Annotated in this window: 19 protein-coding genes; 15 read left to right on the top strand and 4 right to left on the bottom strand. The window is 62.3% G+C overall.

All coding sequences use genetic code 11. The features are described 5' to 3' along the window. Window positions 1-12: 12 nt before the first annotated feature. From C8D95_RS21800 to C8D95_RS17030, 3 genes are all read right to left on the bottom strand, one after another. Window positions 13-591: a hypothetical protein gene (locus C8D95_RS21800; protein ID WP_146203010.1), complete on the bottom strand. Its 579-nt coding sequence runs from the start codon at window positions 589-591 to the stop codon at window positions 13-15. A gap of 41 nt (window positions 592-632) precedes the next feature. After that, the gene (locus C8D95_RS17025) at window positions 633-1,823 is read right to left on the bottom strand and encodes a tyrosine-type recombinase/integrase (RefSeq protein ID WP_109760405.1); all 1,191 of its coding nucleotides are present in this window, start codon (window positions 1,821-1,823) and stop codon (window positions 633-635) included. Window positions 1,824-2,080: 257 nt separating this feature from the next. Then, the gene (locus C8D95_RS17030) at window positions 2,081-2,854 is read right to left on the bottom strand and encodes an SDR family NAD(P)-dependent oxidoreductase (protein WP_109760406.1); all 774 of its coding nucleotides are present in this window, start codon (window positions 2,852-2,854) and stop codon (window positions 2,081-2,083) included. 623 nt (window positions 2,855-3,477) lie between these two features. Between C8D95_RS17030 and C8D95_RS17035 the strand changes: the two genes are divergently transcribed. Both C8D95_RS17035 and C8D95_RS17040 read left to right on the top strand, forming a co-directional pair. Beyond that, window positions 3,478-4,422 (top strand): DnaJ C-terminal domain-containing protein, encoded by a 945-nt coding sequence (locus C8D95_RS17035; RefSeq protein ID WP_109760407.1) that lies wholly within the window; start codon window positions 3,478-3,480, stop codon window positions 4,420-4,422. Beyond that, window positions 4,419-4,766, top strand: coding sequence for a hypothetical protein (locus C8D95_RS17040; protein ID WP_109760408.1), 348 nt, complete (start codon window positions 4,419-4,421; stop codon window positions 4,764-4,766). Before C8D95_RS17035 ends, C8D95_RS17040 begins: the two co-directional genes overlap by 4 nt. A gap of 38 nt (window positions 4,767-4,804) precedes the next feature. On the opposite strand, the gene C8D95_RS17045 is transcribed toward C8D95_RS17040, so the two are convergent. Beyond that, the gene (locus tag C8D95_RS17045; protein ID WP_109760409.1) at window positions 4,805-6,391 is read right to left on the bottom strand and encodes an ArnT family glycosyltransferase; all 1,587 of its coding nucleotides are present in this window, start codon (window positions 6,389-6,391) and stop codon (window positions 4,805-4,807) included. 290 nt (window positions 6,392-6,681) lie between these two features. Between C8D95_RS17045 and C8D95_RS17050 the strand changes: the two genes are divergently transcribed. The 13 genes from C8D95_RS17050 to C8D95_RS17110 all read left to right on the top strand — a co-directional run bounded on the left by C8D95_RS17050 (window position 6,682) and on the right by C8D95_RS17110 (window position 19,418). Beyond that, the gene (locus C8D95_RS17050; protein ID WP_109760410.1) at window positions 6,682-7,362 is read left to right on the top strand and encodes a phosphatase PAP2 family protein; all 681 of its coding nucleotides are present in this window, start codon (window positions 6,682-6,684) and stop codon (window positions 7,360-7,362) included. Between the two features lie 4 nt (window positions 7,363-7,366). After that, window positions 7,367-8,113 (top strand): glycosyltransferase family 2 protein, encoded by a 747-nt coding sequence (locus tag C8D95_RS17055; protein ID WP_241239748.1) that lies wholly within the window; start codon window positions 7,367-7,369, stop codon window positions 8,111-8,113. 23 nt (window positions 8,114-8,136) lie between these two features. After that, window positions 8,137-8,442 (top strand): lipid-A-disaccharide synthase N-terminal domain-containing protein, encoded by a 306-nt coding sequence (locus C8D95_RS17060; RefSeq protein WP_109760412.1) that lies wholly within the window; start codon window positions 8,137-8,139, stop codon window positions 8,440-8,442. Beyond that, window positions 8,439-9,821, top strand: a complete 1,383-nt coding sequence (locus C8D95_RS17065; protein ID WP_109760413.1) for an ArnT family glycosyltransferase — start codon at window positions 8,439-8,441, stop codon at window positions 9,819-9,821. Before C8D95_RS17060 ends, C8D95_RS17065 begins: the two co-directional genes overlap by 4 nt. A 73-nt stretch (window positions 9,822-9,894) precedes the next feature. Further along, the gene (locus tag C8D95_RS17070; protein WP_109760499.1) at window positions 9,895-10,566 is read left to right on the top strand and encodes a winged helix-turn-helix domain-containing protein; all 672 of its coding nucleotides are present in this window, start codon (window positions 9,895-9,897) and stop codon (window positions 10,564-10,566) included. Further along, window positions 10,559-11,977: a sensor histidine kinase gene (locus C8D95_RS17075; RefSeq protein WP_109760414.1), complete on the top strand. Its 1,419-nt coding sequence runs from the start codon at window positions 10,559-10,561 to the stop codon at window positions 11,975-11,977. The genes C8D95_RS17070 and C8D95_RS17075 overlap by 8 nt, the downstream gene beginning before the upstream one ends. Window positions 11,978-12,009: 32 nt before the next feature. Continuing rightward, window positions 12,010-12,690: an HAD family hydrolase gene (locus C8D95_RS17080; RefSeq protein ID WP_109760415.1), complete on the top strand. Its 681-nt coding sequence runs from the start codon at window positions 12,010-12,012 to the stop codon at window positions 12,688-12,690. Next, window positions 12,687-13,646 carry a sugar-binding transcriptional regulator gene (locus tag C8D95_RS17085; protein WP_109760416.1) on the top strand — a complete coding sequence of 320 codons (960 nt, stop codon included), beginning with the start codon at window positions 12,687-12,689 and terminating at the stop codon, window positions 13,644-13,646. Before C8D95_RS17080 ends, C8D95_RS17085 begins: the two co-directional genes overlap by 4 nt. A gap of 97 nt (window positions 13,647-13,743) precedes the next feature. Next, the gene (locus C8D95_RS17090; RefSeq protein ID WP_109760417.1) at window positions 13,744-15,051 is read left to right on the top strand and encodes an ABC transporter substrate-binding protein; all 1,308 of its coding nucleotides are present in this window, start codon (window positions 13,744-13,746) and stop codon (window positions 15,049-15,051) included. 111 nt (window positions 15,052-15,162) lie between these two features. Further along, complete coding sequence (locus tag C8D95_RS17095) at window positions 15,163-16,029, top strand: carbohydrate ABC transporter permease (protein ID WP_109760418.1); 867 nt, start codon at window positions 15,163-15,165, stop codon at window positions 16,027-16,029. Between the two features lie 10 nt (window positions 16,030-16,039). Beyond that, window positions 16,040-16,870 (top strand): carbohydrate ABC transporter permease, encoded by an 831-nt coding sequence (locus C8D95_RS17100; protein ID WP_109760419.1) that lies wholly within the window; start codon window positions 16,040-16,042, stop codon window positions 16,868-16,870. A 10-nt stretch (window positions 16,871-16,880) separates the two neighbouring features. Then, window positions 16,881-17,885, top strand: a complete 1,005-nt coding sequence (locus tag C8D95_RS17105; RefSeq protein ID WP_109760420.1) for an ABC transporter ATP-binding protein — start codon at window positions 16,881-16,883, stop codon at window positions 17,883-17,885. 69 nt (window positions 17,886-17,954) lie between these two features. Then, the gene (locus C8D95_RS17110) at window positions 17,955-19,418 is read left to right on the top strand and encodes a mannitol dehydrogenase family protein (RefSeq protein ID WP_109760421.1); all 1,464 of its coding nucleotides are present in this window, start codon (window positions 17,955-17,957) and stop codon (window positions 19,416-19,418) included. The last annotated feature ends 247 nt before the right edge of the window (window positions 19,419-19,665 follow it).

Consider the following 19,665-nt stretch of genomic DNA (forward strand, 5'->3'; position numbering starts at 1 on the left):
ATTGGTCAGCAGCTAGCGTTCAATCTGGTCCTTGTTGGGTACTGAGCTGAGAGAACGGAGCGCGGTCGCTGCCCTGAGTGTGTTTCCGTCACCATCGCGGAACTCAAGCGCCTCAAGGACCTCTTCGAGAAAGCGACCGAAAGGTCCTGGGCCGTGGAAGCGCTGCGAGGTCGGCGCCTTTTTGCCCGTCTCGGATTCCCAGATATTCCGGCAAATGTGCGCCACGGCAGCCGCTTCCCAGTTCCGCCGCTCTTTAGCATCTGGGATCCGATATCGACGGGCATACTTTAGCAAGCCAGTCGCTGTGTCTCGAATCTTCACTAATGATATTTGAACAAAGTCCTCGGCATCTTTAAAATCTTGATGTCCTTGTCCCGGAAACTCGAATTCGATTGAACGATAGATCGTAGTTCTTGTCTCCTCTTGCATATCCTCGAGGCACGATATCGCACCTTGCAGATGCCTTCGAAGGCTTTCCAGACTTGCGACGTCACGCTGATGCCCAAGCAAGAATGCGCTGCTACCGAGGCCCATCGCAGAAATCTGCCAAGCGCGATACTCTGGATCACCGCAACGCGGGAGATGCTTCAAGATAGCATTTTTCAACCTACCGTAATCTTTTTTGTGAGACATTAGTAGCTCTGCAACGGCACAATTACCGCACCTTCTTTCCCGCTCAGAAAGTGATCCCAGCTACTCATCATTGCTCGACGCTTCTGGAAGAGATCACTTCGTGCATAAGCCTGCTCCGCTGCGTCGCCCATCTTGTGTCCAAGGGCGGCCTCCTGTACTTCGCGCGGAAAATTCGTGCGCTCTTGGCCCCAAGTACGGAAAGACGTTCTGAAGCCGTGTATGTCGGCATTGAAACCCAGTTCTTTGACCAACTTGGAAAGTGTCATGTCTGACAGCGCCTTTCCGCGGACGCTGGGAAACACGAGACCGGGGCCATCCTGCAGAGATATCGCTTCATCGAGAATTTCCAGCGCTCGTTCTGAAAGTGGGACGCGATGCGGACGCTTCTGCTTCGCCCTTGACGCTGGCACGGTCCAGGTCTTCGTCTCGAAATCGATCTCTTCCCAATGGGCCAAGCGAACCTCTCCAGATCGGCTCGCGGTCAGGATCAGGAACTCGATTGCCATCTTTGTCGCCGTCCATGCACGCGAGGCGTGTATGGCCTCGATGCAGTCAGCGACTTCCGAGTAGTGGAGCGACTTGCGATGCTGCGGCTCGCGCGTCTCACGGGGCAGGGCGAGCGCTTGTGTCGTTGCCGGGTTGTCCTTGCACACGCCTTCGGCGATCCCCCACTTGAACACCGACGAGACCCGGTAGATCAGTTTCTTGGCGACCCCCGGTGCCCTTTCTCGTGCACCAAGGATCGCCTGACGAACTTCTGCGCTAGTCACATCCGGCAGCGAGACATCGCCGAATCTGGGCCAGATGTAAGTCTCGAGAGAAGACAGAAAGGCAGCGCGGTCTTTCGGGTTTTTCCAAGTTGGAGACAGCTCTTCGTGGGTCTTTTTTGCTGCCTCCCGAAAGGTCAACGCTGCCTTGACGCGACGCTTCTCGGCTAGTGGGTCCCCGCCGCCCCGCACTAACCTCTTGTTCTCCAGCGCCTGCTCCCGTGCTTCGGCGAGCGTGACGACCGGCGGACTGCCTAGGCCAAGTTCACGCCGCTTGCGGCGAACGGTGACGCGCTGCACCCAGAACCGGCTGCCGTTTGGTTTGACCAACAGGAACAGGCCTGTGCCTTTTCCATCGTGATACTTGCCTGGTTCCTTCACCGAACCGACGAAGGCTGCAGTCAGAGCCTTTGAGCGAGACAACGGCGTTCCTCCTTTAGTCCCCCCTAAAAATGGGGGAACATGTCGGAACCTACAAGAACGTCTAGGTCGAAAATCGTCAAGGTATCAAAACATCGTTTGATATTAGGCGGACATCTACGGTATTTGGTGGCCCCTGCTATGGCGCCTCCCCAGCGCGCCAATTTACATAAGCTTTCTGCGCAATTGCGCATTCGAAGCCTAAACGTTGTCAATGCTGTAAGGCAGATGGACGCGGGTCAGGCGGTTAGCGCGAGAGCTCACGCAGCGGTCATCCCGCCGTCCACCGTATAGGCGGCTCCGTTGACATAGGCCGCGTCGTCGGACGCAAGGAAGGCCACGACACCAGCCACCTCGTCGGGGGTGCCATAGCGCCGCATCGGGATTGTCGCCGCGAATGCGTCATGGGCGGCTGCTGCCGCTCCGGGTCTGGCGCCTTCCTCGATCGACTTCATCATTCGGCTGTCGATAGGGCCGGGGTTGATGCAGTTCACGCGAATGCCCTTGGGACCCCATTCCACTGCCGCCGCTCTCGTCAGGCCCAACACGGCATGCTTGCTGGCCACATAGGCGCTCAGGCCCGCCGATCCGGTCAGACCGGCCACGCTGGAGGAATTGATGATGCTGCCGTGCCCAGCCCTGGCCATGACCGGTATGACAAGCTTCATTCCAAGGAAGATGCCGATCACGTTGACCTCCATCACTTTCCGGAAGGCGTCCGTCGGGAAGTCCGGGATTGGGGCGACCGGGCCCTCGATCCCTGCATTGTTGAAGAAGATGTCGATGGTGCCGAAGTTTTCGACGGTCGCAGCGACGGCGGCGCTGAAGGCTGCCTCGTCGGTCACGTCCGCCTCCAGCACCAGAAGGCGCGCGGCATCCGGGACCGCAGCGCGCAGCGGACCGAAGTCCGCACCTGCCACGTCGGTAGCGGCAATAGTCGCCCCCCGGGCTGCAAGCAGTCTGGCGGACGCCAATCCGAGCGCACCCGCGGCGCCGGTCACGAGGGCGATCTTTCCGGTCATGGATTGGGTCATCGTCTTTCCTTTACGGTAATTCCTGCTGCACAACGGATAGTCGGGCCGCCCACCCGGTGCTTGGGACGAAGGGGACAGTTGCATCGGGTGGGACGGGTCGTTCCCCGGCGGCGGCAACGGGACGTGTTCCACCGCAGGGTCATGACTGAATATGGATCATCAATCAGGGCCGCGCACTGCCTCAGGTTGGTGCAGGCGGTCGAAGTTCTTGTCGTCCGTCGGTCGCAGTCTGGGCTGCGTCCAGGTTCGCCTGCCGCACCATGGCCTGCGGCGCGGCGACCTGCCACCCCGGCAGTAATGTCGCCGAGGGCTCAGACCCGGAGGTGCCGCGATGGTCGGGAGCGGGATGCTGCGGGTTGCGGACGCACCGCTGGCAACCGCCGCTCACAGGCCTCGTCGGATGCGTCAACGACCTTGGTCGAAAAGTCGGACGCAGTGTGGTGTTCCGGCATGTCCATCGGACCCCCGGAAACCCGCGAACGGTCCGGGCGGGACGGCAGACGGATGATCGCGGAATTCTACAAGCTTGGTTTTCGTCACATGCTGATCTGTATCAAGGCGCGCACCAGCACCCCATGTGAAGCAGGCGAATGGAAGTCCTGCCGGAAAGGGAAGGCTGACGGATGACTGTCGATCCCTACGAGACGCTTGGCCTGACCAAATCCGCCACTGCGGATGACATCAAGAAGGCGTACCGCAAGCTGGTGCGCACCAGCCATCCCGACCTGCATCCCGACGACGCCGGGGCGGAAGCGCGGTTCAAGGCCATCGCCACCGCCTATGATCTGCTGAAGGATCCCGTCACCCGTGCCCGTTTCGACGCGGGCGAGATCGATGGGGCGGGCGCTGAACGGCCGCAGCGCCAATACTACCGCGATTTTGCCGATGCCGGAGACAACCCCTACCAGCAACGACGCGGTTTCGAGCGCAACGTCGATCCTGCAGACATCTTTGCGGAAATCCTGCGGCAGCGAACACGCCAGGGCGGCGGCGACTTCAACGGTCGCGGGTTTTCCGCGCCCGGCCCTGATTTTCGATATGCGCTAGAAGTTCCCTTTCTCGACGCCGTTCGTGGAGGCGAAATGCGTCTCACCCTTCCGGAAGGAGGCAGTGTCGCGGTGAAGATCCCCGAGGGGGCGCACGACGGCCAGACACTGCGCCTGCGCGGAAAGGGGGGGTCGGGCTTTGGGGACGGTGCGCCGGGCGATGCCCTGATAACCCTGTCGGTCCGCCCGCATCCCGTTTTCAGGCGCGAGGGTGACGATATACTTCTCACCCTGCCCATCACGATCGACGAGGCCATACTCGGGGCAAAAGTCACCGCGCCGACCGTCAAGGGGCCCGTAAATCTGACGATCCCGAAAGGTGCGAGTTCCGGCCGGGTTCTGCGCCTACGTGGGCGCGGCGTATCACATCCAGGGGGAAAGACCGCCGGGGATCAGCTTGTGGAACTCAATATCGTGACACCCCCGGAGATCGACGAAGCCTTGCGGGATTTCCTGACCGAATGGCGCAAGACCCATTCCCACGACCCGCGTGTCGATCTGCTCAGCGAGGCCGCACCATGACCGAACACCTGACTGCGGACGAGGTGCTTGCCGCTGTCCCGGGTCTGACGCACACCCGTCTTGCAGCCTTCGTCGAGTCCGAGTTGATCACACCGCTGCGCCGAGAGGATGCGGGTGCCCCCGTCCATGTCTTTCGCCGGGTTGATTGCGCCCGCCTGCACCTGATTTTCGATCTGACAGAAGGTCTTGAGCTCGACGACGCGGCGCTTGGCGTCGTGATCACGCTCATCGATCAACTTCATGCCACACGCCGCGACCTTCTGGCCATTGCTCGTGCCGTGGATGCCGAAACACCAGACGTCCGTGCCCGGATCGGTTCGGCAATCGTGCGGTTCGTCAGATGATGCCGGACCCGTGTTCGTGATCCACGCCCGGACCTTCTTTAGTCGACCGCGACCTCGGCGTTCCAAATTCCGAAGCTGCGTCTGCCGTATGTGACCGTGACCGAGGGCGCGTCAGGGAGAGTCCCTACCGGTGCCACGATCAAACCACGGGGATGCCTGGTCGCCCAAACCTTGACGTCATGGAGCGAGGACGCGTCGTAGATGGGAGAGGTGAGGCGCCCTATGAAGTTGAACTCGGCGTTGTAGGGCTTTCCGAGGTAGGCAATGTCCTGGCCATCTCGGCCCGCGAAGTGTCTAGTGAATTCCTGAATATCGTTGTTACGTCCAAGGGCACTGGCCCCAATCCAGGCATTCAGAACGGCGAACGTCGACAGTGTCCACAGGGTGATGCCGAACAGCGTCCTTCGGCCAAGAAAGATCACCGTGAGCGCCGCGTATCCAAGCAGAAGCGCCGCACCGGCAAGAGTGCTGTCCGTAATCCAGATTGAGGTCCATTGGTCCCCGTTTACGAACAGGCCGATGGCAACTCCTGATGCTGCCAAGCCAGAGCCGATGACGGCGAGGTTGCTTCTGACCCGAAGCCTTCGGGTCTGCAGGACGCTCGCGAGCAGGATCGACAACGCAGGCAGTTCAGGAAGAAGGTAATGCACCTGCTTGCTTGCGATCAAACTGAAGAGCAGAAGTGCTCCGGCGACGTGAAGGACCAGCATCCGTACAGCCGGATGTGCGAGTTCAATTCGCCCCATCGCGCGCCATGCGTCGAGGTTCAGGGACCATGGCAGAAGATAGATCGGCAGCAGCGCCAGGAAGAACCAAGCCGGGCGGGCGTGGTCGAAGGCGTTCGCCACTCGTCCAGCCGTCTGGGTCCAGAGCAGTTCGTCGCGATAGGCATCGCCGCCAAGCACGAGAGCGGGCAGAAGCCAGGCGGCAGCGATGACCGCGCCGATCCCCAGAGCGGACAGCGTTCCCTTGAGCACCGAGGACAGCTTTACGTTTGATGCCCGCCACGCGCCCGAAAACAGCAAGACCGGCAACGTGTGGAGAAGTATGACCGGACCCTTCGCGAGTATACCGAGCCCGAGGGCCAGACCGCAGACCAGCCAACCCATGCGCCGGTCCTCGCGCAGGGCTGCCCATGCGCCGCTAAGGAACAGAAGTGTCATCGCCGTCAGCATCGCGTCGAACATCGTGAGGCCGGCGTAAAGCCCATAGAAGAGCAGCGAGGTCAGCACGGCGGCTGCGGCGGGGGCAATATCGGGCCGGTCCGGATACAGGCGGCGCGCAAGAACGAAGGTCAGCGGAAGATTGAGGATGGCGAACGCGGGTCCGACAAGTCGCGCTGCAACTTCCGACACCCCGGTCACCGACCAGACTGCGTTAATCAGCCAGAAGAGCAACGGAGGCTTGTGCGCGTAGGTCTCTCCGTTCTTCGTCGGGACGAAGTAATCGCCCGAGAGGTGCATCTCCCACGCAACCGAAAGATACCGGGTTTCGTCGATCGGAAGCGCGGGCCGCAGGAGAACGCCACCGACGAAAACTACCGCCAGAAGTCCAGCAAGGCACCAAACCTGCCACAGGTCCGTGGCGCGTTCGGTTCGCTTATCGAGGTCTTGTGCGAGAAGCATGGTGCCGCGTCCCTACGCAGCCCGTCTGAGCTGCAACAATCGAAAATTCGCGACATTGCAAAATCGTAATATTTCGGCAAACTGAGTTCAATCTTACCTCCTTAGGTCCGACTTTGAAGTAGCCGCTTCACTGCGGCTGGAACGGATTCGGGGTGGCGAGTGACACGGACTTCCAACACCAACGGTCTGGCCTGTCCGGATATTACCCTCGGCCTTGCGGACACTACGACCATTGCGCAGAGCGAGGGGCCGGCCGTATATTCTACGCATATGAAGGCTCGCAACAACATATGACTCGCCTGTGGTTCATGGCGCTTGTGGCGTCCTGTGTGGTCTTCACACTTGTGCCCCAGGTGGACATCGCGTTTTCATCGCTGTTTTACAGAAACGGCGGCTTTTCCGGCACCGGATCAAATGTTCTGGAAGCGGTGAGACAGTCGATCTGGACGGCGTCAATCTGTGTAGCGCTGTTTGCGCTTGTGGGGGCCCTCGTCGCGATTGTGCGCGGCAGTTTCCTGGGCTCGACCTACCGTATCTGGAACATCGTCGTCGCCGTCTACATCCTCGGCCCTGGCATAGCCGCGAACCTCGTTCTCAAGAGCTATTGGGGACGAGCGAGGCCTGCGTCCATCACCGAGTTCGGAGGCGCGACCGATTTCACTTCGGCCCTTTGGCCAACAGACCAATGCGAGTGGAACTGCTCGTTCGTCTCGGGCGAGGCGTCCGGGGCGGCTGCCGCCGCGGTGGCGATCTGGCTCTTGTCGGCGCCTATATCCAGTCCTTGGCTGCGCCGGACCATTCGTGCCTGTGCCGTTGCCATTCCCATTGTCGGCTCGGCGTTGCGTATCGCGGCGGGACGTCATTTCTTGTCCGATGTCGTTTTCGCTGTCCTCATCGTGACGGGAATTGCATTGGTCATGCTTAAGTATCGCAGACGCGCGACGGCGGAGGTGACACTTGCTGCAGAATAGAGGCTTGCCCCGGGAATTCACGATCGTCATTCCCGCCCTCAATGAAGAACAGGTCATCGGCGACCTGTTGCGCCGGATCGATGCCGCGCTCGCTGGGCGGAGCTTCGACATCATCGTCGTGGACGACGGATCGGATGACGGCACGGCAGCGCAGGTTCTCGCCGGTCCATCGCATTGGCGGGTCATCCAGCATGATGTGCGCGCCGGTCAGTCGGCGGCCATTCACACTGGCGTCGTCGCCGCTCGCAGCGAACTCATCGTCACGCTCGATGCCGACGGGCAGAACCCACCCGAGGAAATTCCGAAGCTGCTTGCTGCATGGTCGGAAAACAAGGGCAAGGTCGAACTGGGTTTGGTCGCCGGCCAGCGCATCAAGCGGCAGGACCGTCGGGCAAAGCTGTGGGCATCGCGCGCCGCCAACTTCATTCGGGGCGCTGCTCTCAAGGATGGAACGCGAGATACGGGCTGCGGGCTGAAGGTCTTTCCGCGAGAGGTGTTTCTGTCACTCCCCTATTTCGACCACATGCACCGTTTCCTACCCGCCCTCGTGGTGCGGTCGGGCTTGGTGGTCGTGCATGTGGATGTCGCCCACGCCGCCCGGCAGGGGGGTGTTTCGAAATACACCAACCTGCAGCGCGCGCTCGTCGGCGTCGTCGATCTGGTTGGCGTCATGTGGTTGATCCGACGTAAAAAAACGACGCATGCGCGCGAACTTCAGAAGGCGCCGGCAAAACTTAGTAACGTTCAGTGAGCGCGAGATAGGAAGGCCACGAAATGTCCGCCATTTACGACTTTCTGGGAGTCACCTCGGCTACCGAGTTGACCTGGGTGGCTATTGGCCTGGCCGGGCAGCTTCTCTTCACGGCCCGGTTCATCGTCCAGTGGATCGCATCCGAACGTGCCGGTCGATCGACAATACCGATCGCGTTCTGGTGGTTCTCGATCTGCGGCGGTTTCGTTCTCCTCACCTATGCCATCTATCGCGCCGACCCGGTATTCATCCTCGGTCAAAGCATGGGTGTCTTCATCTACGCGCGGAATCTCTGGCTGATCCGGCACGAGTCCGTCGTTACGGGATGAACGATCGCGCGGGACTTTTCCTGCTTGTCGGTGTCGTCACCGCGCTCCGGTTGGCCGTCCTCGCCCTGACGCCGACCGACCTGTTTTATGACGAGGCACAGTACTGGGCCTGGGGACGGGGCTTTGCCTGGGGCTATTTCTCGAAGCCGCCGCTCATCGCCTGGGTTATCGGGTCGACCACGTCGTTGGCGGGAAGCGACTCCACGTTCTGGGTCCGCGTGGCGGCGCCTCTGTTCCACGGGGCCACAGCCTTGATCCTCGCGGAATGGATGGGGCGGATCCATCGCCCCGCCGCGCTATGGGTCGCCGCGGTCTACCTGGCCATGCCAGTGCTGGTCATCGGTTCGTGGATGATCTCGACCGACACGATCATGGCCCCGTTCCTCGCCGCTGCCCTCTGGAGTTGGTGGCGGGCCCTCGAGACGCGCAAATGGCAATTCGGAGCGCTCGCCGGGGCGCTGGCGGGGATCGCCGTGCTTGCAAAATACGCCGGGGCGTACTTCTGGCTTACGGTGGCCATCGCCGCCTTCTGGCCCGGATTGCGGCCCGTGCCGCGCGCCCTCGGCGCAGCCTTGCTCGCATTCCTGATCACGATCGCGCCGAACCTTCTCTGGAACGTGCAGAACGGATTGGTCACCCTGTCGCACACCGCTGACAATGCCCGCTTGGGCAGCGGCCTTGCAATGGACATAGGCGGTCTTCTGGAGTTTCTCGCCTCCCAGGCTTTCGTCATCGGACCTGTGTTCGCGGTTCTCTGGCTCGGCGCAGTCAGGCGTTCGCACAGCCGGATCGAGACTTATCTTCTGGTCGCCTCTGTTCCTATCCTTGTCCTCGTTGCCTTCCAGGCTTTGACCGCGAAGGCCAATGCCAACTGGGCCTTCGCGGCCTACCCCGCCGCTGCGGCTCTGGTCGGGCTTCGGCTGTCGCGCACGGGCCAGACGAAGACCCTTCTTGCCGGGCTTGGGGTCAATCTGGTTCTGATACTCGCCGTGACGGTGCTTATCGTCAGTCCCGGGCTCGCGCCGAAACTCACCGACCGCTACACGGGTCGAAGCGCCGTCATGGGTAACATCCTTGCCATCGCACGGGGGCGGCCAATCGCATCGGACGAGCGCGAGATCCTTGCCGACCTGACCTACGCCGCCCGCGACAACAGTGGGGCCCAGATCCTGGCACGGACCCATTCGGGAGCCCCTCGCCATTGGTACGACATGGCCGCACCCCGGTCTGAGACCACCGCAGTTGCTCTGGTCACCTACGCGGCGTCGTACGAGTGCGACGGCGTGTCTATCGCTCCGGAAGCGTCCATCGCGCCCGATCGCGGCGCCTACTCCGGGCGTCACCTCTACCTCTACCACCTGCCGTCGAGCTGCCCCTGAGACGGCGCAACTCCGTCGCCATTCCCATCAGCGCATCATAAGAAAGGAGGAAGTCGGCTTGGAACTCGAGAGCATGAACATCCTCCTCATCGAAGACGATGCAGAAACCGCGGCCTATGTGACGTCCGGTTTCCACGAGGAGGGCCACTCGGTCCGGCACGCGGCGAATGGATCAGACGGCTTCCTCGCGGCGCTCGACGACGACTACGACATTCTCATCGTCGATCGCATGATCCCGAAGCTCGACGGGCTGTCTCTGGTCAAGGCGCTTCGCGACGCCGGAAACCGGACCCCGGTCATTTTTCTCAGCGCGTTGACCGCGATACGGGATCGGGTCGACGGCCTTCAGGGCGGCGGAGACGATTACCTCTCCAAGCCCTTCGCCTTCGCAGAGCTTTCGGCTCGTGTTCAGGCATTGGCCAGACGGCCTGCGCTTGCGACGGAAGAGACCGAGTTGCGCACGTCGGACCTGATCGTCGATCTGCTGATTCAGAAGGTCACACGGGCAGGTACCGAGATCCGTTTGCAGCCACGGGAGTATCGGCTGCTCTGCTACCTGATGCGGAACGCGGACCGCGTCGTGACTCGCACGATGCTGCTCGAGTCGGTCTGGGACATCAATTTCGATCCCCGTACGAACGTCGTAGAAACACAGATCAGCCGCCTGCGCGACAAGGTCGACAAGCCCTTCGACAGGCCGCTAATCCATACCGTGCGCGGATCCGGATATCGTATCCATGGTTGACCGGAAGATGCGCAGCCTCTGGCTGCGTCGTACCAGTCGGCGGCTCTCCGTCCAGTATTCGCTTCTCTACACGGGGCTCGTTCTCGTCATTTTCCTTCTCGCGTATTTCGTGTCTCGCTACGAGATGCGGGACTGGGCGAAGGACTTGATGCGCGACGATGCCGCATCGCTTCAGGTGGTGTTCGACGAAGGCGACTTGGACAGCCTCCGCGCAAGTGTCGAAGCACTGTCGCGACTGAGCGCCGCCCGCATGCGGATCTTCGGGCTATTCGATGAAGCAGGCAACGCGATCTCCGGGAAACTGGAGTCGGTGCCCGATGTCAGGTCGAGCACGCATGTCTCTCTAAGGGAACTCGGCTTGCCGCCGGACCCGTCGGGGGAGGTGGATGGATACTGGGTTCAGATCGACCGGATCGGGCCCTGGACACTGATCCAGGGCATCAGCGATGAGGTGATCTTCGAACTTCTCGAGGCGCTCGTCGCCGCGCTTGTGTTCGGTTTCGTCTCGCTTCTTGCGCTCGGCCTCTTGCTGGGAAGCCGCATAGGCCGTCTGACGGAGGATCGCGTCGCCATAATCTCCGACGTTCTGGGACGTGCGTCGTCGGGCGATCTGTCTGCCCGGATCGCGGCGAAGGATCCTGCTTTCGACGATCTGGGGCAGGTCGAGACGAGGATCGATCACGCGCTTGGGCAGATCGAGTCGCTCGTGACCGCGCAACGCCAAATCACCGTGGATGTGGCGCACGACCTGCGTTCGCCGCTCCAGCGACTTCGGCAGAGACTGGAGCGTCTTGCCCCGACCTCGCGGTTTGAAGACGACAAGGCCGCGGGGTTGGCTGCGATCGACCAGATCGAAAGGACCTTCAACGCACTTCTCACGATCGCCGACCTGGAGCACGGCCAGTCCGCCTTCGACCTCGCCGCCGTGCCAGTCGGTCCGATGCTGGACGACCTGCGCGATCTCTACGAAGAGGCGGCGGTGATTGCCGGCATGACGTTCGACGTCTCGTCTCCCGGCCCTGACGTCGCCGTCCTCGGCAATCGCAACCTGCTGCTGCAAATGCTTGGGAACCTCGTCGAGAACGCCATCAAGTATTGCCCGCGCGGCGCGAGGGTCGCGGTGTCGGCGACGTCCAGGGGTCGGCAGGTCGATTTCACGGTGCGCGACAGCGGGCCCGGCATGGCGGAAGGGTTTCTCCCTCACGCCTACGACCGTTTCTCGCGGGAGGACCCGTCACGTCATATTCCCGGAAATGGCTTGGGTCTCGCCATGGTGAGGGCAATTGCCATCGGCCATGGAGCGACCGTCACCCTGAACAATCTCGATCCCGGTCTATGCGTACTTGTGTCCGGACTCTTCAGTTCGAGCGTGAACGAAGCCGCCTTGTTCGAGGGCCGCGTCGCGCGCTAGATCGTCGGGACATCTCCGGGACACTGCGCCTCATGGCCCCCTTCGAGCTCGTGATCTTCGACTGCGACGGCGTCGTCATCGACAGCGAGGCCATCTCGGCACGTATGCTGATCGAGACGTTGGCGGGCTATCGGGTCGAGGTCGACCGCGCCTATGTCGCGCGCCACTTCCTGGGCCGGAGCTATCCGGTCGTCATGGCGCAGATCCGGACGGATTTCGACATCGCCCTGCCGGAGGGGTTCGAGGCTGATTACCGCACCCGGCTTCTGGCCGCCTTCGACAGTGAGCTGACCGTGATGCCGGGCTTCACCGCTGTCCTGAGCCGTCTCGGCGTGCCCTATTGCCTTGCCACCAGTTCCAGTCCCGAACGCGTGGCGCGCAGCCTGAAGATCGTGAACCTCGAAAAGACCTTCGCGGGCCGCGTGACGACGTCGAGCGAGGTCGAGCGGGGCAAGCCCGCGCCCGACCTGTTCCTTGCGGCTGCCGGGAAGATGGGTGCGCAGCCCGATCGGTGCCTGGTGATCGAGGACAGCTTCGCGGGCATCCGTGCGGGCCTGGCGGCGGGCATGACGGTGTGGCAATTCACCGGCGGCAGCCACTTGACCGGTCTTGAGCTGTTGGACGATCCGACGGCGCCTCCCCATGCCAAGATTGATTCGTTCGACGTTTTCTTCGATGGTGCCCGCGGCCTCGAGCGGAGCACTGATCCATGAACCGTCCATCCGTCGACGATCCCGACGTCTCGCCCCGCGACTGGGCGGCGCGCGCGGCGTGGCTGTCGTACGTTGGTGGCCTGACACAGGACCAGATCGCACGAGAGCTGGGAATTTCGCGTCAGAGGGCTCAGCGCCTCGTCGCGCGTGCGGCCGCCGAGGGGCTGGTGCGCATCAGCATCGACCATCCGATCGTGGCCTGTCTGGAGATGGAGCGCGATCTTAAGACGCGGTTCAACCTTGATCGGGCTTGGGTGTCGCCCAGCCTCGGGCCCGACGCAGATCCGGTACGGGGCGTCGCCGTGTTCGCGGCACCAGTGTTGGAAGGCATCTTCCAGTCGGACGAGCCAAGGACCGTGGGCCTTGGAACGGGCCGGACGCTGCGCGCGGTGATCGAGCAGATGCAGCGGATCGAGGGAGCGCATCACAAGCTTGTGGCGCTGAACGGCAACGTGGCGCCGGACGGGTCTGCGACAGCCTACGAAGTTATCGTGCGACTGGCCGAAAAGACCCAGGCGCCCCAGTATCCGCTGGCGATTCCGCTGATCGCCCGGACGCCTGACGAGTACGAGCTTTACATGAAGCTGCCGCACGTCCAGGCGTCCCGCACGCTGGCTCAGGCGGCGGACCTGGCCATCGTGGGCATCGGCCAGACCAGCGACGACGCACCGCTTTTTGTGGACGGCTTCATCTCGGAGGCCGAGCTCGAGGATCTGAGGAGCGTGGGCGCGGCGGGCGAGATCGCGGGCCATGTTTTCGACATGGAAGGACGGTTTCTGGACCACTCGGTGAATGACCGGACAATGGGCGTCAGGGTGCCTGTCGCAGGAATGCCGCTTTGCTGTATCGCGGCGGGGCGCAAGAAGGTTACCGCACTTCGCGCTGCGCTGGCAGGCGGGTTGATCGACCAGCTCATCACGGACGAGGAGACGGCGCGCCACTTGCTGCGCGCCTGAGCAGAATTCGGAACCACTTGACAGAATCATGGCAATGGTTGAGCATATGTTCACTACATGAGCATATGTTTATGCTCTTGAACTGGGAGGAACATCGATGACTTTCAAGATTCGCACCCTCATGGGTGCGGCAGCCGTTTGTGCGATTGCCGCCGCGGCGAACGCCCAGACCACCGTTACGATCGCGACCGTCAACAACGGCGACATGATCCGGATGCAGGGTCTGACCGAGGACTTCACGGCCCAGAACCCCGACATCACGCTGGAGTGGGTTACTCTGGAAGAGAACGTGTTGCGCCAGCGTGTGACGCAGGACATCGCGAGCAAAGGCGGCCAGTTCGACGTGCTGACCATCGGCACCTACGAAGTGCCGATCTGGGGCAAGCAGGGCTGGCTCGTGTCGCTGAACGACCTTCCCGCGGAGTGGGATGCCGACGACATTCTCCCCGCGATACGGAATGGCCTGACGGTGGACGGCGAGCTTTACGCGGCGCCGTTCTATGGCGAGTCGTCCATGGTCATGTACCGCAAGGACCTGATGGAAAAGGCCGGGTTGGAAATGCCCGAGGCGCCCACTTGGGATTTCATCAAGGAAGCCGCAGCGGCGATGACCGACAAGGATGCCGAAGTCTATGGCATCTGCCTGCGCGGCAAGGCCGGCTGGGGTGAGAACATGGCCTTCCTGACGGCCATGGGCAACTCGTTCGGCGCCAAGTGGTTCGACGAGGAGTGGACGGCTCAGTTCGACTCCGAAGCCTGGGCCAACACGCTGAACTTCTACATGGACCTGATGACCAACTACGGCCCTCCGGGCGCTTCGACCAACGGCTTCAACGAGAACCTCTCGCTGTTCCAGCAGGGCAAGTGCGGCATGTGGATCGACGCCACGGTTGCGGCGTCTTTCGTCACTAATCCGGCGGATTCCACTGTTGCCGACCAGGTCGGCTTCGCTCTCGCGCCTGACAACGGGCTCGGCAAGCGGGGCAACTGGCTGTGGGCCTGGTCGCTGGCCATCCCCGCCGGATCGGATGCCACGGACGCCGCGAAGAAGTTCGTGGCCTGGGCGACGTCGAAGGAATACACCGCCCTCGTCGCCGAAAATGAAGGCTGGGCAAACGTCCCGCCGGGCACCCGCACCTCGCTCTATGAGAATCCGGAATACGCCCAGGTGCCGTTCGCCAAGATGACGCTCGACTCGATCAACTCGGCCGACCCGACCAATCCGACCATCGATCCGGTTCCCTACACGGGCGTCCAGTTCGTCGCGATCCCCGAGTTCGCTGGCATCGCCACCACCGTTGGCCAGGAGTTCTCGGCCGCGCTGGCCGGTCAGCAGACCGTCGAGCAGGCGCTTGAAAAGGCTCAGGCCCTGACGACTGAAGAAATGGAAGCCGCAGGCTACTGACGGACTCCTCCCTGCCGGGGGCGGTCTTCGGGCTGCCTCCGGACCTACCGTACCCGGCACGAGTGATGATCTTTCCCTGTGGGTGCAGCCCACGGCCCGAGAGGATTTGTCATGGCGACCCAACATTCCCGATCCGCCGCCCGACTGATGATGGCCCCTGCCGTGATCCTGCTTCTAGGCTGGATGCTGGTGCCGCTCGTCATGACCCTGTGGTTCTCGTTCCGCGAGTACCTGCCGCTGAGAGGCGGCGACATGGGGTTCGTCGGCTTGGAGAACTACATCCGCTTCGTCACCTCTTCGGCCTTCTGGCCAAGCGTGCAGACGACGCTGGTCCTCGTCGGTGGCGTCCTTCTGATCACGACGATCTTCGGCATCCTCCTGGCGCTTCTCCTCGACCAGCCGATGTGGGGTCAGGGGATCGTCCGGATCCTCGTCATCGCACCCTTCTTCGTTATGCCCACGGTGACGGCGCTGGTGTGGAAGAACATGTTCATGGACCCCGTGAACGGACTCTTCGCCCACATCTGGAAATTCTTCGGAGCGCAGCCCGTCGAGTGGCTGAGCCAGTGGTCGCTGTTCTCGATCATCATCATCGTGGCCTGGCAGTGGCTGCCGTTCGCGACGCTGATCCTTTTGACGGCGATCCAGTCGCTCGACAGCGAGCAGCTCGAGGCGGCCGAGATGGACGGTGCGCCTCCGCTGAAGCGCTTCGCCTACATCATCTTGCCCCACCTCAGCCGCGCGCTGACGGTCGTGGTGCTGATCCAGACCATCTTCCTTCTGTCGATCTTCGCCGAGATCTTCGTCACGACTCAGGGTTCGTTCGGCACCCGCACGCTGACCTACCTGATCTACCAGCGTGTGCTGGAAAGCCAGAACGTTGGACTGGGAAGCGCTGGCGGCATTTACGCCGTCATCCTGGCCAACATCGTCGCCATCTTCCTGATGCGCATCGTCGGCAAGAACCTGGACGCGTAGGAGACAGAGCATGGCACGAAACGTCACACCGCAGCGCAAGGCCATCAACACCGTCATCGCCTGGGCGGCGGGCTTGCTGATCTTCTTCCCGATCCTCTGGACCATCCTGACCAGCTTCAAGACCGAGGCGCAGGCGATAAGCAGCCCTCCCGTGTTCCTGTTCTTCGACTGGACGCTCGAGAACTATGCAGTGGTGCAGGAGCGCTCGAACTACATGCGCTTTCTCTGGAACTCGGTCATCATCGCCGGCGGATCGACCGTTCTTGGCGTGCTGATCGCCATCCCGGCGGCCTGGTCGATGGCGTTCGTCCCGTCGAGGCGGACGAAGGACATCCTCATGTGGATGCTGTCGACGAAGATGCTGCCGGCGGTGGGTGTTCTTTATCCGATCTACCTCATCTGCATCGAGCTGGGGATCCTGGACAGCCGCGCCGCCCTCGTCGTGGTGCTGATGCTCATCAACCTGCCGATCATCGTCTGGATGCTCTATACCTACTTCAAGGAGATCCCCGGGGAGATCCTCGAAGCTGCCCGGATGGACGGAGCTTCACTCAAGGCCGAGATCCTGTATGTGCTGACACCGATGGCGGTGCCCGGCATCGCCTCGACCATGCTCCTGAACTTCATCCTGGCGTGGAACGAGGCATTCTGGACCCTAAACCTGACTGCCGCGAAGGCCGCTCCCTTGACCGCCTTCATCGCCAGCTACTCCAGCCCCGAGGGCCTGTTCTACGCAAAGCTGTCGGCGGCCTCGACCATGGCCATCGCGCCGATCCTGATCCTTGGCTGGTTCAGCCAGAAACAACTCGTCCGCGGACTGACGTTCGGCGCGGTGAAGTGAGGGAAACGACATGGGACGCATCGTACTCGACAAGGTGAAGAAGACGTTCGGCGAGGTCACCGTCATCCCGCCGCTGGACCTCGAGATCGAGGATGGAGAATTCGTGGTCTTCGTCGGCCCGTCGGGCTGCGGCAAGTCCACGCTTCTGCGCCTGATCGCGGGGCTCGAGGACGTGTCCTCGGGCCAGATCCGGATCGACGGGCAGGATGCGACGAACGTGGCTCCCGCCAAGCGCGGTCTGGCGATGGTGTTTCAGTCCTACGCGCTTTACCCGCACATGAGCGTCCGGAAGAACATCGCCTTTCCGCTGAAGATGGCGAAGATGGAGCAGGCCGAAATCGACCGGCGCGTCGACAGCGCGGCGTCAGTCCTGAACCTGACGCCATACCTCGAGCGGCGTCCGGGCCAGCTTTCGGGCGGACAGCGGCAGAGGGTCGCGATCGGTCGCGCCATCGTGCGCGAACCGGCGGCGTTCCTCTTCGACGAGCCCTTGTCGAACCTCGACGCGGCGTTGCGGGTCGGGATGCGGCTCGAGATCAGTGAACTTCACAAACGCCTCGCCACCACGATGGTCTACGTCACCCACGACCAGGTCGAGGCGATGACGATGGCGGACAAGATCGTCGTGCTTCAGGCAGGCGTGATCGAGCAGGTCGGCAGCCCGCTGACGCTGTATCATACGCCCCGCAACAAGTTTGTGGCCGGGTTCATCGGAAGCCCCAGGATGAACCTTCTCGAAGGCCCCGAGGCCCAGAAACGGGGTGCTCATACCGTGGGCATCCGGCCCGAGCACATCACCCCCTCGCCGACCGAGGGTCTATGGAAAGGCCGCGTCGGCGTGTCGGAGCATCTGGGGTCGGACACGTTCTTCCACGTCCACTTGGAGGGACGCGACGAACCCATCACGGTGCGGGCCGGGGGCGAGGTGGATATGCATCACGGTGACACGATCTGGTTGACGCCGGACGAAAGCCGGATGCATCGCTTCGACAAGGCAGGCCTGCGAATCTCATAGTGCGGTATGGTCGATGCCTGCGTGACGCCACTGCCAGAGGCAGCGGCAAAGGAAACGAGTGATAGCCGAATGATACCCCTGTCCAACGAGACGCTAGACCAGCTTCCCGACGCCGTGCTGCGCCCGACCTATGATCGCGGCGCCTTGAGGGCAGGTATCGTCCACATCGGTCTCGGCAACTTTCATCGCGCTCACCAGGCCTGGTATCTGCACCGGCTGATGCAGGAGGGACTGGCCCACGACTGGGCTATCGTCGGCGCTGGCGTGCGCCCCTACGACGCCGCGATGCGCGAGAAGATGAAATCGCAGGACTACCTGACGACGCTGATCGAACTCGACCCGGGAGGAAGCTCGGCCGAGGTGACGGGGTCCATGATCGACTACGTTCCGATCGAAGAAGGCAACGGTGCGCTGATCGCCAGAATGGCAGATCCGGCAATCCGTATCGTTGCATTGACCGTGACCGAGGGCGGCTACTTCATCGACGCTGCCAACAAGGGCTTAGATGCCGCTCACCCCGACATCGTCCATGACGCCGCTCACCCCGACCGCCCGCGCACCGCCTTCGGTGCGATGATCGCGGCGCTCAAGCGGCGACGGGATTCAGGCGCTGGGCCCTTCACGGGACAGAGCTGCGACAACCTCCAGGGCAATGGCGAAGTCCTGAAGCGGACAATCCTGTCGCTTGCGCGGATGGGCGACGCCGACCTCGCGGACTGGATAGGGGCGAACTGCACCTTCCCGAACTCGATGGTCGACTGCATCGTGCCGGCGACCGGGCCGAACGAGCTTGCGCTCGCACGGGGCCTTGGCATCGACGACAAGGTTCCGGTCACGCACGAGAACTTCCGCCAGTGGGTGATCGAGGATGATTTTTGCGCGGGTCGCCCGGATTGGGACAAGGCGGGTGCGACCTTCTCGCGCCACGTCCATGACTACGAGACCATGAAGATCCGAATCCTGAACGGCGGGCATCAGGTCATCGTGGCACCTGCCGAAGTCTTAGGATTAGAGACGATTTCAGCCACTATGGAGCACCCCTCGATCCACGCCTATTTCCACAAGGTCGAGGCGACCGAGATCCTGCCCTTCGTGAAGCCTGTGCCGGGCAAGACGCCGGCCGAATACATAGACCTGATAGACCGTCGTTTCTCAAACCCGCGGATCGTGGACACCACACGGCGCGTCGCATTCGACGGATCGAGCCGGCATCCCGGTTTCCTCTTGCCGATCATCCATGAGGCCCTGGCGGCCGGCACCTCGATCGAAGGGCTGGCGCTGGTCGAGGCGGCGTGGTGCCGCTACTGCACCGGAGTCCGCGAGAACGGAACGACGGTGGAACCGAACGACCCAATGTGGGATGAACTTCAGGCGGCGGCAACCGCGGCGAAGGACGATCCCGGGGCCTGGCTGGCGCTTCCGTTCTATGGCGACCTCGGCAATGACAAGCGGTTTGCCGAGCCCTTCGCCAGATGGCTGCGCATGATCCACGCCGACGGCATGAAAGCTGCGCTGGACACCTACGCGGCCTGACCCTCGGTCCTCATCTGCGAGCGTACGGCCAAGTTCATGACCGTGAAGGTATGCGCCAGTCTCACGGCCGTTTCCCTCCGGTCCTGAACGTCCCCGACGAGGCGCGGGAAATATGGCAGCCCCGCCTCGCCGCAAAGCATCGGCTCGTTCTGGTCAATATTCAGCAGAAGCAGAGTGTTGCTGACGTGCGGACGCCCGATGTCGGTGTCCTTGCGCAGCTAGATGGTGCTTTCGGTTCTCTGGATGA

The sequence above is a fragment of the Silicimonas algicola genome (genome assembly GCF_003148765.1).
Taxonomy (GTDB): Bacteria; Pseudomonadota; Alphaproteobacteria; order Rhodobacterales; family Rhodobacteraceae; genus Silicimonas; species Silicimonas algicola.

Coding starts and splice junctions, on each gene's coding strand:
- C8D95_RS17030 (WP_109760406.1), bottom strand. CDS start 2,854: ATGACCCAATCCATGACCGGAAAGATCGCCCTCGTGACCGGCGCCGCG.
- C8D95_RS17035 (WP_109760407.1), top strand. CDS start 3,478: ATGACTGTCGATCCCTACGAGACGCTTGGCCTGACCAAATCCGCCACT.
- C8D95_RS17040 (WP_109760408.1), top strand. CDS start 4,419: ATGACCGAACACCTGACTGCGGACGAGGTGCTTGCCGCTGTCCCGGGT.
- C8D95_RS17045 (WP_109760409.1), bottom strand. CDS start 6,391: ATGCTTCTCGCACAAGACCTCGATAAGCGAACCGAACGCGCCACGGAC.
- C8D95_RS17050 (WP_109760410.1), top strand. CDS start 6,682: ATGACTCGCCTGTGGTTCATGGCGCTTGTGGCGTCCTGTGTGGTCTTC.
- C8D95_RS17060 (WP_109760412.1), top strand. CDS start 8,137: ATGTCCGCCATTTACGACTTTCTGGGAGTCACCTCGGCTACCGAGTTG.
- C8D95_RS17065 (WP_109760413.1), top strand. CDS start 8,439: ATGAACGATCGCGCGGGACTTTTCCTGCTTGTCGGTGTCGTCACCGCG.
- C8D95_RS17070 (WP_109760499.1), top strand. CDS start 9,895: ATGAACATCCTCCTCATCGAAGACGATGCAGAAACCGCGGCCTATGTG.
- C8D95_RS17075 (WP_109760414.1), top strand. CDS start 10,559: ATGGTTGACCGGAAGATGCGCAGCCTCTGGCTGCGTCGTACCAGTCGG.
- C8D95_RS17080 (WP_109760415.1), top strand. CDS start 12,010: ATGGCCCCCTTCGAGCTCGTGATCTTCGACTGCGACGGCGTCGTCATC.
- C8D95_RS17085 (WP_109760416.1), top strand. CDS start 12,687: ATGAACCGTCCATCCGTCGACGATCCCGACGTCTCGCCCCGCGACTGG.
- C8D95_RS17090 (WP_109760417.1), top strand. CDS start 13,744: ATGACTTTCAAGATTCGCACCCTCATGGGTGCGGCAGCCGTTTGTGCG.
- C8D95_RS17095 (WP_109760418.1), top strand. CDS start 15,163: ATGGCGACCCAACATTCCCGATCCGCCGCCCGACTGATGATGGCCCCT.
- C8D95_RS17100 (WP_109760419.1), top strand. CDS start 16,040: ATGGCACGAAACGTCACACCGCAGCGCAAGGCCATCAACACCGTCATC.
- C8D95_RS17105 (WP_109760420.1), top strand. CDS start 16,881: ATGGGACGCATCGTACTCGACAAGGTGAAGAAGACGTTCGGCGAGGTC.
- C8D95_RS17110 (WP_109760421.1), top strand. CDS start 17,955: ATGATACCCCTGTCCAACGAGACGCTAGACCAGCTTCCCGACGCCGTG.